At 44.7% G+C, this 13322-nt stretch carries 14 protein-coding genes; 5 read left to right on the top strand and 9 right to left on the bottom strand.

Annotation, left to right across the window (positions count from 1 at the left end):
* Positions 1-173: 173 nt before the first annotated feature.
* Complete coding sequence (locus AC0VX7_RS20600; RefSeq protein ID WP_215030725.1) at positions 174-1391, bottom strand: NAD(P)/FAD-dependent oxidoreductase; 1218 nt, start codon at positions 1389-1391, stop codon at positions 174-176.
* 374 nt (positions 1392-1765) lie between these two features.
* Here AC0VX7_RS20600 and AC0VX7_RS20605 point away from each other — a divergent pair, with 374 nt between their 5' ends.
* Entirely contained in the window at positions 1766-2761 is a 996-nt protein-coding gene (locus AC0VX7_RS20605; RefSeq protein ID WP_475425691.1) for an NAD(P)/FAD-dependent oxidoreductase, read from the top strand.
* Positions 2762-2833: 72 nt separating this feature from the next.
* Here AC0VX7_RS20605 and AC0VX7_RS20610 read toward each other — a convergent pair whose 3' ends face one another.
* On the bottom strand, positions 2834-3196 hold the full coding sequence (locus tag AC0VX7_RS20610) for a HesB/IscA family protein (protein WP_475425692.1): 363 nt from the start codon (positions 3194-3196) through the stop codon (positions 2834-2836).
* Between the two features lie 162 nt (positions 3197-3358).
* On the opposite strand from AC0VX7_RS20610, the gene AC0VX7_RS20615 reads away from it, so the two are divergent.
* Entirely contained in the window at positions 3359-4051 is a 693-nt protein-coding gene (locus tag AC0VX7_RS20615) for a DUF2225 domain-containing protein (RefSeq protein ID WP_041966142.1), read from the top strand.
* A 78-nt stretch (positions 4052-4129) separates the two neighbouring features.
* On the opposite strand, the gene AC0VX7_RS20620 is transcribed toward AC0VX7_RS20615, so the two are convergent.
* Positions 4130-4369, bottom strand: a complete 240-nt coding sequence (locus AC0VX7_RS20620; RefSeq protein WP_041966141.1) for a YuzB family protein — start codon at positions 4367-4369, stop codon at positions 4130-4132.
* Positions 4370-4614: 245 nt separating this feature from the next.
* Here AC0VX7_RS20620 and AC0VX7_RS20625 point away from each other — a divergent pair, with 245 nt between their 5' ends.
* Positions 4615-5682, top strand: a complete 1068-nt coding sequence (locus AC0VX7_RS20625; protein ID WP_475425693.1) for an NAD(P)/FAD-dependent oxidoreductase — start codon at positions 4615-4617, stop codon at positions 5680-5682.
* Between the two features lie 339 nt (positions 5683-6021).
* Here AC0VX7_RS20625 and AC0VX7_RS20630 read toward each other — a convergent pair whose 3' ends face one another.
* Positions 6022-6348 (bottom strand): YuzD family protein, encoded by a 327-nt coding sequence (locus AC0VX7_RS20630; RefSeq protein ID WP_475425694.1) that lies wholly within the window; start codon positions 6346-6348, stop codon positions 6022-6024.
* Positions 6349-6500: 152 nt separating this feature from the next.
* Between AC0VX7_RS20630 and AC0VX7_RS20635 the strand changes: the two genes are divergently transcribed.
* Complete coding sequence (locus tag AC0VX7_RS20635) at positions 6501-6737, top strand: NifU family protein (protein WP_041966137.1); 237 nt, start codon at positions 6501-6503, stop codon at positions 6735-6737.
* A 75-nt stretch (positions 6738-6812) separates the two neighbouring features.
* Here the strand turns inward: AC0VX7_RS20635 and thrB are convergent, their stop codons facing one another.
* The 5 genes from thrB to yutH form a co-directional block, all read right to left on the bottom strand.
* A complete protein-coding gene (gene thrB / locus AC0VX7_RS20640; RefSeq protein WP_475425695.1) occupies positions 6813-7748 on the bottom strand; it encodes a homoserine kinase in 936 nt (311 codons plus the stop codon).
* Positions 7745-8806 carry a threonine synthase gene (gene thrC, locus AC0VX7_RS20645; RefSeq protein ID WP_475425696.1) on the bottom strand — a complete coding sequence of 354 codons (1062 nt, stop codon included), beginning with the start codon at positions 8804-8806 and terminating at the stop codon, positions 7745-7747. The genes thrB and thrC overlap by 4 nt, the downstream gene beginning before the upstream one ends.
* Positions 8803-10101, bottom strand: coding sequence for a homoserine dehydrogenase (locus tag AC0VX7_RS20650; protein WP_475425697.1), 1299 nt, complete (start codon positions 10099-10101; stop codon positions 8803-8805). The genes thrC and AC0VX7_RS20650 overlap by 4 nt, the downstream gene beginning before the upstream one ends.
* Positions 10102-10330: 229 nt before the next feature.
* Positions 10331-11308, bottom strand: coding sequence for a 2-hydroxyacid dehydrogenase (locus AC0VX7_RS20655; protein ID WP_475425698.1), 978 nt, complete (start codon positions 11306-11308; stop codon positions 10331-10333).
* Between the two features lie 87 nt (positions 11309-11395).
* A complete protein-coding gene (yutH, locus tag AC0VX7_RS20660) occupies positions 11396-12403 on the bottom strand; it encodes a spore coat putative kinase YutH (protein ID WP_475425699.1) in 1008 nt (335 codons plus the stop codon).
* A 215-nt stretch (positions 12404-12618) separates the two neighbouring features.
* Here yutH and AC0VX7_RS20665 point away from each other — a divergent pair, with 215 nt between their 5' ends.
* Positions 12619-13128, top strand: a complete 510-nt coding sequence (locus AC0VX7_RS20665; RefSeq protein ID WP_475425700.1) for a phosphatidylglycerophosphatase A family protein — start codon at positions 12619-12621, stop codon at positions 13126-13128.
* Positions 13129-13322 lie beyond the last annotated feature (194 nt).

The following is a 13322-nucleotide window of genomic DNA, read 5'->3' on the forward strand; positions in this document are numbered from 1 at the left end:
TACTATTATTGTACCCTATTGGATTCTGATTCGTCTTTGCATCTGTCCGCCTGGTTGTAAAGAAAAGCGAAGGCGCCTTATTCTGCCCGACAAGCACCGGAGCTAGATAATTCTCGAAGTGCATTCCGAAATAAAAAACAGACCCCAAGTAGAAGTCTGTTTCGATATATCTATTATAGAACGTTGAATTTACCTTTTTTAAGAACCAATGAAGGACCGCCGATCATGTAAAGCGCACGGTTGTCGATCATCTTTTTCATGAAGGAAGCTTTCGTGCCGACCATTTTCTTGCCAAAAGCAACACCGATTGCGTCATCCTCACCAAGTGAACATACTGTACCCTTGATATCTGGTGTGAATGTCTCCATCTCGGATTTACCACGGACTAGAGCGGCAATATTCCTAGCACATACTTCTCCCTGCTGCATGGCGATTTGTGCAGTCGGAGGATATGGGCGATTGATTTCTTCGTTGATAATCAATGAGCAGTCGCCGACAATGAATACATCTTCTGAACCCGGAAGGCGAAGGTCTGGCTGGACTTTTACACGGCCGCGCATTGCTTCGATTCCTGATTTTTCAATAACAGAGTTTCCGCGGACACCTGCTGCCCAAACAACTGTGCCAGCTTTGATTTCTTCGACTTCTTCTTCGCCTTTAGCAACGATGATGCCTTCTGGAGTCGCTTCTTTGATTGCCGTACCGATACGGAATTCCACACCTTTTTTCTCAAGTGTAGCTACCGCATAATTGACAAGCTCAGGGTCGAAGCCAGGAAGAACCATTGGTGCCGCTTCGACACAAACGATTTTTACTTTATGGTAATCTACATCATATTCACGGCAAAGTTCAGGAACGCGATTTGTCAGTTCACCAAGGAACTCGATTCCTGTGAAGCCCGCACCGCCAACAACGATTGTCAGGCGCTCATCTTTCTTTTCAGCTTCAGTATTGTAAGTTGCGAATTGATATTCGATATGCTCACGGATTTGTCTGGCTGAATTGACGTTGACGATAGAGAAAGCATACTCTTTCAAACCTTTAATACCAAAAGTTTCAGGTTCAGCACCAAGGGCAATGACAAGGTAATCATAGACAATGTCACCGTTCTCGAGGATTACACGCTTCTCATCCATTTTGATTTCTTCGACAGAACCCTGGACGAATTCAACCTTATGGCGATCGATTACATCACGCACATCATAACGGACTTTGTCATGGTGCAAAGTACCTGCTGATGCTTCATGCAGCCATGTAGTTTCATAGTGGTAATCATTTTTGTTGATAAGGACAATGTCAGCCTCGTTTACTCCAACAGCTTTTTGTAAACGGGTAGCTGTCATTAATCCCCCGTATCCTGCTCCTAAAATTACGATCTTTGGCTTTCTCAAAGTGATCACTTCCACCTTTTTAAAATATTTTTGGTCGAATGGCTCATCTCTATCTGCCGCCATCTTTTTCCGGATAAGTTTGTGATATTATTCACTAGAATGTTCAAAAAAATGTCCTAAAAATGTCACAAAATCTTAACATTATTGCCTACCATTCATCTTATTCTTTTTGCGTCGCATTTTCAAGCGATTAAGTTAACTTGGAAATATTCAGAAAATAGGCTGATTTCACTATTTTTCAGTATGATAAAAGCATTTTTCTATGAAGTATATTGTTCCACAAGGAATGTTCTATTATGATAGGAGTTTATTTTTACGATTTATGGTATTATAAAAATTGGAGCAATTTTACTACATAGTGAGGGGGATATGGAGTGAAAGAAGATCAAAAAGTTTATGACATCACGATTATCGGCGGGGGGCCTGCTGGTCTGTTCACTGCTTTCTACGGCGGAATGAGACAAGCATCTGTTAAGATTATTGAAAGTTTGCCACAGTTGGGCGGTCAATTATCAGCACTTTATCCTGAAAAGTACATATACGATGTTGCCGGCTTTCCAAAAGTCCGTGCCCAGGAGCTGATCAACAACCTGAAAGAGCAAATGGCGAAATTCGAGCCTGCTACTGCTCTTGAGCAATCTGTTGAAAAGCTTGAAAAGCTGGAAGATGGAACAATTAAGCTGACTACTGATAAAGAAGTTCACTATACAAAAGCAGTCATTATCACAGCAGGAAACGGTGCATTCCAGCCGCGCAGGCTTGAACTTGAAAGCGCTGCCCAATACGAAGGGAAGAACCTTCACTATTTCATAGATGACCTGAATCAGTTCGCCGGCCAAAAGGTCGCGGTATTAGGCGGAGGCGATTCCGCTGTTGACTGGGCATTGATGCTTGAGCCAATCGCTGAACAAGTAACAATCGTCCACCGACGCGATAAGTTCCGCGCGCATGAGCACAGTGTTGAAAACCTGCAAAACTCAAAGGTTGATATCAAGACTCCTTATGTGCCAACTGAACTTGTTGGTGATGGAGAAAAGATCAGCCAGATCGTTCTTAAGGACGCGAATGGCGAAGATTCTGTAGCCGTCGACGTTGACGCGGTCATCTGCAACTTCGGTTTCGTTTCATCTCTTGGACCAATCAAGGAATGGGGCCTTGAAATCGAAAAGAACTCAATCGTCGTCAACTCAAAAATGGAAACGAATATCCCTGGCGTTTATGCTGCAGGCGATATCTGCACATACGAAGGCAAAGTAAAGCTGATCGCGACAGGATTCGGTGAAGCTCCAACAGCTGTCAACAACGCAAAATCCTACATGGATCCAAAAGCGAAGACACAGCCGCTTCACAGTTCATCGATGTTCAAGTAAAAACGAAAAGCGCAAGCGCTTCTCTTAATGTAAAAAAAGCAAGGTCCGCGGACCTTGCTTTTTGTTTTTAGTTTAACATTCTTCTGGTGTTCCTTCGCGTGTCGCTGTCTTGAAACTAGAACCGCAGCCGCATGATGCGATCGCGTTCGGGTTTTCGATTGTGAATCCGCCGCCCATTAAAGACTGCTTATAGCTGATTGTTGTGCCATTCAGCACTGGAGCGCTGTCCCTATCAACAAGGATTTTTATGCCGTGCTGCTCCAGCTGAGTGTCGCCTTCTTCCACCTCATGGGCAAAACCCATGCCGTAAGACAGGCCGCTGCAGCCGCCGCCTTTTACAGATACGCGAAGGTAAGCGTCTTCCGTTTCGTTTTGTTTCATCATATCTTTAACCTGCAATGCAGCTTCTTCTGTTAGAATCACAATGTTATCCATTATAAAACCTCCTTGATCCCTTTCTTATAGTATATACAGCATTTTTCCAATCCTCAACCAATCAAGCCGAAAAAGAATTATATTCATATTTTCCCACCGAACATCCATTTAACTTGGTATAATATACCCATACTATAATTGGGAAACAGGCAGGTGACGAAAATGACTCAAATAGAACCGCTCTATGATAAAAAATATCACTGTGAAATGTGCGAGCAATCTTTTACCACCAAAAAAGTGCGTTCCCGCTTTGTGAAAGTCCTCCGTTTTGATACTGATTTCGCCCCTATTTATGCCGATGGTTTCGAAAACCCTAATTTTTATTATGTGAATGTCTGCCCGAATTGCGGCTACTCGTTTACCGATGATTTCAGCAACTATTTTCCGCCGGGCGGTAAACAGCTCATCCAGGATAAAATATGCAGTCAATGGGCTCATCATAACTATGGAGATAAGCGAACAATCCAGGAAGCTATGAACACTTTCAAACTCGCAGCTTATAGCTCGACTCTAAAAAAAGAGAAACATATCGTTTCAGCCGGGCTGTACATAAGACTTGCCTGGCTGTACCGATCAATAGATAACCACGAACAGGAAATGCGTTTTTTAAAACTCGCCCTTAAAGAATATACTGAGTCGTACAGCACCGGAGACTATAAAGGAACTCAAGTCTCAGAGCTGCGGCTGATGTATCTGATTGGTGATCTCTCAAGAAGGATTGGCCAAACGCAGGACGCGGTCCGCTTTTTCTCAAAAGTAATCGAAAAGCAGAGGCAGTCAGTTGAACCACAAATCATCCAGCTGGCAAAAGATCGCTGGCAGGAGATGCGTGAAGAACAAACTGTCGGAAAGTGAGAAGGGCTCATCTGGGTCCTTCTTTTTCATGCAGTTAAAAGGGCTGGCAACGGAATTCCCTGCCAGCCCTTTTGTATATTAAAACATCGGATTCTCGTCCAAATATTGATAGATATTTTCTACTAGTTCTTCGGGTGTATCTCCCACTACTGGATCACCGTTTACAAGGGCAAACATGGACTGTGCGCATTTCCCGCAGTAACCAAGGCAGCCGTATTCAATCACATCAAGATCAGGGTCACGCTCCAGCTCTGCCCTTGCTTTTTGGGCACCGCTCGCTAGATTGCTGATACAAAATTCAATGATTGGCTTAATCATTTGTTTCACCTCTCTACTAATTTTTAATCGTAACCTTTTTCTAGAAAATCGTCAATTTCCCGGGTTTACGGCATCCATAAAATTGTTGTTATTTTGTCACAATTTCGTTATACTTTTTATGGTGATTTATTGAGCATAAAAATATTGCAAAATAATTTCGAAAAATGTATCCGTTTACGAGTTTAAAGAGCGAGCTGGAAAAACATCATTAACTGTCTCTGAAGAGTTAAAAAGGGGAAATTCACATGAAGAATCTCGTTATCCTTGGCGGCGGCTATGGCGGCATGCGCGTCCTTAATAAATTGCTGCCGAATGACCTGCCGGAAGATGTATCAATTACGCTGATTGACCGTGTTCCATACCACTGTTTAAAAACAGAATACTATGCCCTGGCTGCAGGTACGATTTCTGACCAGCATATCCGGGTAGCATTTCCTGAGCATCCCCGCCTTCAGGTAAAATATGCGGAAGTTACAGCCATCAATCTTGAGGATCAGAAGGTTGAGCTCCAGGGTGATGAGTTTGTTCAATATGATGACCTTATTATCGGTCTCGGCTGTGAAGATAAATATCACAATGTCCCAGGAGCTGACAAGTTCACATACAGCATCCAATCCATTGAAAAGTCCCGCGCGACTTACCAGGCACTTAATAATTTGCCAGCAGGTTCAACCGTGGCAATCGTTGGTGCAGGGTTAAGCGGTGTTGAGCTTGCGAGTGAATTGGCTGAAAGCCGCAAAGATTTGAAAATAAAGCTTTTTGACCGTGGCAACCATATCCTCTCAGCCTTCTCTGAACGCCTGAGCACCTATGTGGAGAATTGGTTCGATAATCACAATGTTGAAATCATCAACAACGCGAATATCACGGAAGTCCAGAAAAATGTTCTCTATAACCACGATGAGCCGATTGTATATGACGCAATCGTATGGACAGCCGGCATCCAGGCGAATCGACTTGTCCGCGAGATGGACGTTGAGAAAGACAGCATGGGCCGCGCAGTGGTAACTCCACAACATAATCTGCCAGGCTATGAAAAGGTTTATATAGTCGGAGATTGTGCTAGTCTTCCGCACGCACCAAGTGCACAGCTTGCAGAAGGCCAGGCAGAACAAATCGTCCAGGTTTTGCAAAAACGCTGGAAAGGCGAAGAACCGCCTGAATCATTCCCACCGATCAAGCTTAAAGGTGTCATCGGCTCACTCGGCAAAAAGCACGGCTTCGGACTAGTCGCCGAACGCCCGATTACCGGCCGCGTCGCACGCCTGCTAAAGTCAGGGATTTTGTGGATGTACAAGTATCATAATGGATGATGATTTGAAAACCGGGCGATGGTCTGCCCGGTTTTTTATTTGTTTATTTTAGAACTTCGAAAATTTGGAATCGTGGTTATTTCTCGAGTCTCACACTGGTAAAAATCAATTGAAATTTTCCAGTTCGCCAATAAAATTGTGAAAACCGCCAATAAAAATTGATTATCGCCAATATATTTTTGAAATCGCCAATAAAATGAAAAAATCGCCAATAAAGTTGTGAACTCCGCTAATAAAGCAATTCTTCGCCATTCATTACTAACCTAATACGTAGAACTCTCCACTAATTCATCAATTAATCGCCAACAAAATAGAAAAAGCACTCCAAATTGGAATGCTTTAAGCTGGAACGTACCCATATTTCTCTAATTCCGCGTAAATTGTTTTCAATTTCGGATTTCCTTCGCCGACGATCTTGCCTTCGAGCAGGACGACAGGGTAAAACATGTCTTCTTCGATTACTTTTTCAGCGAATTCCTGTTTATCTTCCTCTGATGGAGGGTTATGGATATCAACATAAACAATTTTGAATGGCTGGTCTGCATATTTGCGGCTGATCGCGGCTTCGAGCCATTCATACGTTTCTTTTGAGGATGGCAGGTTCACACAGCTTGGGCATAATACTTCTGCTCCGTAAACGACGATTTCTACCTCTTTACGTTCCATTATCAATTACCCCCTGTTATTTTCTTTTATTTTACTATACGATGAAAAAGATGCATAAGGAAAAAACTGTGTTCACTGGTTTTTCGGTTTTATTGGATAGATTTTTCCGGCCGATAAGATTATAATAAGTATTATGAAAGGAGTCGATTTGCATGACTGAACAGCAAATGTTTGAGCAAGTACAGGAAGTATTAGATAAATTGCGCCCATTCCTTCTTCGCGATGGCGGAGACTGCGAACTAGTTGATATTGAGGATGGCATTGTTAAACTTCGCCTGCTAGGTGCATGCGGTAGCTGCCCGAGCTCCACAATTACGCTTAAGGCTGGAATCGAACGCGCACTTTTAGAAGAAGTACCTGGTGTAGTTGAGGTTGAACAGGTATTCTAATTAACCAATAATAAAGCGGTTTTGCCAATTTAGGCAAAACCGCTTTTTTTTAAAGCTCTGTAGTTTAAAAAATCATCACCTTACTGATGACCTGCATCCTGCCTTATCAATCTGCAAACTGATAACCTCCAACCCCACTAAATGCTGCCTCAATTTTTCCGCTACCGCTTCCCCTTTACCGGGTTCAGCAAGGCACATAATTGATGGTCCAGCTCCGCTCAATGCAACTCCGAATGCCCCTGATTGAATGGCCTTTTCCTCCACGTTTTCAAAAAATGGCACAAGTGCTTTCCTATAAGGCTGATGGAACAAATCAGCGCTCATCATCTTACCTGCGAGGGGCCAATTCTGTGTCATCAGGGCGGCAAGCAGCTGATTAGCTACTGCACTTGCCTGGACACTTCGCTGAAAATCCATCACATCCGGGAGGACATCACGTGAAGCTTCTGTCAGCAACTCCTGATTAGGTACTACTAGAATCGGGTCAAACTGAATCTGTTCAAGAACGGTTAAATCGACCTCATCGCCGATTTGGCTGCCAACTACGACGCCTCCAAACAGGCTCGCACCGGCATTATCAGGATGGCCTTCGAACAGGGTGGCGGCTGCCAGTTTTTCAGTACGTGTCAATTGTAAGCCACAGAATTCATTGGCCAGTTCCACTCCTGCGACAATCGCTGCTGCACTGGAACCAAGTCCCCTCGCAAGCGGGATCTCGCTTTTTACATAGACATGGAGCGGAGGCATTTGCTGCTTGTACATTTCAGCTGTTTTCATCGCAATCTGGCAAATGAAATTTTTTTCATCACAAGGAAAACCTGTTAATGAATGAGATAAAGGCGTAACCTTCCATTTATCGCTTTGTTCAGCCTGGACTTCCATGTAGAGGGTCAGGGCGACGCCTAGTGAGTCAAAACCTGGGCCAAGGTTCGCTGAGCTGGCCGGAACTTTTATCGATAAAACTTTCCCTCCGACTATCCCTGCAGCTAATGATTCCTGGACCCCCTTCATCGCCGGACAACTCCCCTGATATAGTCGCTGACGACCCTCTCGTCATTTGGAAGCAGCACTGGTGAAATCGAGCTGATGTCAATCGCGGTTGAAGGATCTTTCAATCCATTTCCGGTCAGTACGGCAACTATTCTGGATCCAGAAGGAATTTCTCCTCGCTGTAAAAGTTTATGAATCCCCGCAAGCGATGCGCAAGATCCTGGTTCAGCGAAAATTCCTTCCGTGCTCGCCAGTTTGCTGTAGACTTGTAAAATTTCGTCATCTGAGACGAAATCGATTTTTCCTTCAGATTCATCACGGGCTGAAACGGCAAGATCCCAGCTCGCCGGATTGCCAATGCGGATCGCCGTTGCGATTGTTTCCGGCTGCTCAATCGGCTGCCCCTTGACAATCGCGGCCGCTCCTTCTGCCTCAAAACCGAACATCCGCGGCAAACCAGTGCGCTTACTGGAATCGTATTCTTTGAATCCTTTCCAATATGCGCTGATATTGCCGGCATTCCCCACCGGGATAGCCAGAATGTCAGGTGCTCCGCCCAGCTGGTCACAAATTTCAAACGCGGCGGTTTTTTGTCCTTCAAGTCGATAAGGATTGACCGAATTCACGAGGGTCACCGGTTCTGTTTCACTGATTGCCCTGACCATTTTTAATGCTTCATCAAAGTTTCCTTCAATCGAAACGATACTTGCACCATACATCACGGCCTGTGCAAGTTTGCCCATTGCGATTTTCCCTTCAGGGATGACGACGATGCATCTTAATCCTGCCCTTGCTGCATAAGCAGCCGCGGAGGCGGAAGTATTGCCTGTTGAGGCGCAGATGACAGTGTCACTTCCTGCCTCCTTAGCTTTGGCAACCGCCATGACCATCCCTCTGTCTTTAAAAGAACCGGTAGGATTTACTCCCTCTACTTTTACATATAAATCGATTCCCCACTCCGCTGACAGCTGGTCAAGCCTGATCAGCGGAGTATTGCCCTCATGGAGGGTGAGCAATGGCGTCTCGGCATTGACTGGCAAGTATTCACGGTATTCACTTAACAGCCCCCGCCATCTCATGCTCCGGCACTTCCTTCGACCCTGTATGAGCTTTTGACATCCTTCACAAACTTTAGGTCACGCAGCTCCATTAAAATATCCTGGTAATCCTTCAAGGAGGCTTGATGCGTAACGACCACAATCTCAGCAAGCTCCTTTTCCTTCAAAGGCATCTGGAGGATTTTCTCAAAGCTGACGTTATGGCTTGCGAAAAGAGAGGTGATTTTCGAAAATACTCCGACTTCGTCATGGACGTGAAGACGCAGGAAATGCTTTGAATTTACTTCTCCATCATTCTTAAGCTGTTTCTCATACTGCGGAGTCACAAAAGAACTGCCGTTTACCCCAAGGCGCATGTTCTTGACGACACCTACAAGGTCTGAGACCACTGCTGTTGCGGTTGGCAAGCTTCCGGCACCAGGACCGTAAAACATTGTCTCCCCGACAGCTTCACCATACACATACACCGCATTGTACTCATTATTGACAGACGCAAGCGGATGAGTTGATGGCAGCAATGCCGGCTCAACGCACACCTCGACTTTATCGCCTTCACGGACGGCGATGCCGAGCAGTTTCATCGTATAGCCCAGCTGTTTCGCATACTGCAGGTCTTCTTCGGTTACAGAAGTTATTCCTTTCACTTTGACATCATCTAGATCAATCTTCATCGAAAACCCTAAAGTGGCCATGATCGCCATTTTCCGAGCCGCATCCAGTCCTTCTACATCAGATGCCGGGTTTGCCTCCGCGTACCCGAGCTGCTGCGCTTCCTTTAACACGCTATCATATGCCAGTCCCTCCTGGCTCATCTTCGTTAAAATGTAGTTTGTTGTGCCATTCACAATCCCCATCATCTTTGTGATTCTGTCAGACGCAAGACCATCCACCAGACTGCGCAGGATCGGGATTCCTCCGGCGACACTCGCTTCAAAAAAGAGGTCGCAGCCGTTTTCATTGGCAACTGTTAAAAGCTCAGAACCGTGGACGGCCATCAAATCCTTGTTCGCGGTCACAATATTCTTTTTGCTCCTTAATGCCTGAAGCAAGTGTTCTCGAGTATCTTCAATCCCGCCCATAACCTCGATTACCACTTCAATCTCCGGGTCTTCCATAATATCAGCTGGATTCACCGTCAGGAGAGATGGGTCCACTTTTACCGACCTTTCTTTTTCAACATCCTGAACGAGGATTTTTTTCACTTTAATCGGGCACCCAACCTGGTGCATCAATTTATCCTGGTGGTTTTCAATAATCCTGACCACACCTGACCCTACTGTTCCCAAACCTAGAAGTCCAACCGAGATTGCCTGCATTTTCTTTTCCCCTCTCTTCGTGTCTATTTCAAATGTACATTTGTTTTTGTATAGTAGACATTATAAATACCAGAAACAGCTTTTACAAGGAAATATTTAGGGAGCCTTTCCTGTGTAAACGCTTAATCATATGTGGCTCTAAGTGTAAAAAAATTAAAAATTTTGATTATAATAAATGTTTTTCCATATAAAAAAAAACCTTCCCGTTCATAAGGGAAGGATTTGTAGATTATTGAAGCACTTCTTTATTAACGATTGTCTTTGGACTGTCACCTGTCAGGACAGCTTTAACATTTGCACCGCACAGCTTGATCATGGTTGTCCTGGTTTCGGTGCTTGCACTGCCAATGTGAGGGATCGCAGTTACGTTTGGCAGTTCCAGCAGCGGATGGTCAGCGGAAATTGGCTCTTTTTCAAAGACATCGAGTCCCGCTGCCGCAATCTCACCATTTTTAAGCGCATCATATAAAGCCTGCTCGTCCACAACCGGGCCGCGGCCTGCATTGATGAAAATCGCGTTTTTTTTCATTTTCGCAAAGACATCGGCTGTAAAAAGATTTCTCGTTTCTGCCGTTAGCGGTGCTAGTGACACCACAAAATCAGATTTTACCACAAGATCCTCGAAAGAGCTGTAGACCGCGCCCAGTTCTTTTTCAGCATCATGTTTTCGGGAGCGGTTATGGTAAAGGATCTCCATGCCGAATCCTTTGGCCCTGCGTGCGACCGCTTCACCGATTTTACCCATGCCGACAATTCCAATTGTTTTTCCATAAACATCATGCCCAGCAAGCAGGTACGGACTCCAGCCTCCCCACTTGCCAGCCTTTATATATTCCGCCGCTTCGACGATTCGTCTTGCGGATGCCATCAGCAAAGAAAAGGTAAGGTCTGCTGTTGTCTCTGTCAGGACATCCGGTGTGTTCGTAACGATAATGCCACGCTTTGTTGCTGCTTCAAGGTCAATATTGTCAAACCCGACTGCCAGATTTGCAACGACTTTGAGACTTTCACCTGCTGACAACACTTCCTCGTCGACTTTGTCAGAAAGCATTGTGATTAAAGCGCTGGCTTTTTGGGCTTCTCTTAAAATAACTTCCCTAGGTGCAGGGATATCTTCATGGTCCCACATTTTCACTTCAAAAAGCTCGGTGAGATCCACAATTGTTTCTTCAGGTAACTTCCTGGTGATATAAACATACGGTTTCATAGTCTAACTCCTTTTGAAAGCGTTTAATATAGTAGAATAATTTCATTCTACCACATCAGCACACTTCCATTGGCAAAAAAGCTTCGACTATCGCAATAACCAATCAACTGCCGGCAGTTTTGCTGCTTTTACCGGTGCTTCGCTAAGATGGTAAAAATGGCTCAGGAACCGCTCATGATCACTGCTTTGATTCAAATACTTCCGCAAGCGGTCTTCAAGCTGGCGCTTCGTCTGTTCTGATTGAGTTATATAGTAATTTTCGACTGTCTCATAGTAGTGGAGCGGGAACAGCAGTCTCGCGTAAAGCAGCCTCCACGAAAATGGCGACAGCACGGTCATTGATTGGTACTCTGCCAGGAAGTTCTTGATTTCCGGCTGGCTCGTCTGGATGTTGGCGAAATAACGTTCTCTGACCCATTCAGCGAGATCCCGGCTACTGTGATCAAATACCCATTCGAAAGGATTTTTGACAAAATACGTTCCTCTCCAGACCGTATTTGTAAAGCGCTCATGGCAAACAGTGCCATGGTCAATCTTTGTCGGTTTATCATCAATCTCAGTATCAGCGAGGTATTGAATGGCATTTTCAGAAAGCCCCATGTAATACGGAAAAGATTCCATGAACATCTTCTCAAAATCATTTTCCGGCTCAGTATAAAGCTTGCCGCTCCATACCTTTTCCATCTGGTCAAGCCGCTTTTCCCAGAGTTGTTTCCACTGTCCAACTCTGTTCATGCTTTCAACTTTAAAAGGGATTTGCCGGCCCCTTGCGTGGAATTTGGCCAGCTTCCTGCCTGTTCTTATTTTTTCAGGCATAGGGGCTGCGCGGTTCATCAACACACAGTATTTTCTTCCCTCCCATTCGCAAATTTGTTTTCCTTCCTTATCAGCTAGCAGCCTCGAGACATTCCGATCCCCAGAAGTTTGCATATGGTCAGCAATCCTCGCCAGCTCGCTTATCTCTTGCTCTTTTACACCATTAGCGTCCATAATCAAATAAAGCCCTTCATTATGCTTATATCCATGATATCTTCCAAGAGATACTTCTGAATCTGCCGAAATCCCATATACTTCTTTTAACATCTTTTGAAACATATTAGCACCTCATTTCCAAGCCACTCTTCTACAAATATATGTATTGGATTGTAAAACTTGAATGAACATTACAATGAATAAGCGGCTTCATTAGGGAAATGATTTAAAGGAATGAATTCTTTCACTAAAACGGATTAAGCGGAATATTTTAGGTTAAATAGGATAAAGAGTATGAATGTGATTATGCTGCAATCAAAAACAGAAAGGTGATGCAGATGTTAGAAAAGAAACGCGCCATCCATATGACAGAGGAAACTGCCCGGAAGTGGCTCCATGAACGCGGAGTTGAAATAGAAGATATCGCCGACCTCGTCTATTTCCTGCAGGAAAAGTACCATCCAAACCTGCAGATGGAGGATTGTATCGAAAACGTTGAACGAGTTCTATCCAAGCGTGAGGTTCAGAATGCGATACTGACTGGAATCCAGCTGGATATCCTCGCTGAACAAAAGAAGCTTGGCGAACCACTTCAATCCATTATCGACACAGACGAAAGTTTATACGGCGTCGATGAAATCCTCGCATTTTCAATCGTAAATATATATGGCTCGATCGGTTTCACCAATTATGGATACATCGATAAAGCGAAACCAGGCATCCTGGAGAGGCTTAATGATAAAGAAGCATCAGGCAAGTGCCACACTTTCCTTGATGACATCGTTGGAGCAGTCGCTGCTGCAGCATCAAGCCGACTTGCCCACAGAGCGGCAAATGTAGAAGACTAAGAGAAAAGCGACTCGAGCTACTCAAAGCTAACGCTTCTCGCAAGAAACTCAAGGAGCGAATACGGGGATGAAAACTGGCTATGCGCTGGAGCTGGACTTAGGAAAGCGCAAGCCCCTTGGTCAGCCCCGACAAGCGCTGGATAAAAAAAGGGACTTGATGCCTTCAACGGCTCAAGTCCCTTTTTAGCTTGTCT

The sequence above is a fragment of the Mesobacillus sp. QJM3NY_10 genome (assembly GCF_056173465.1).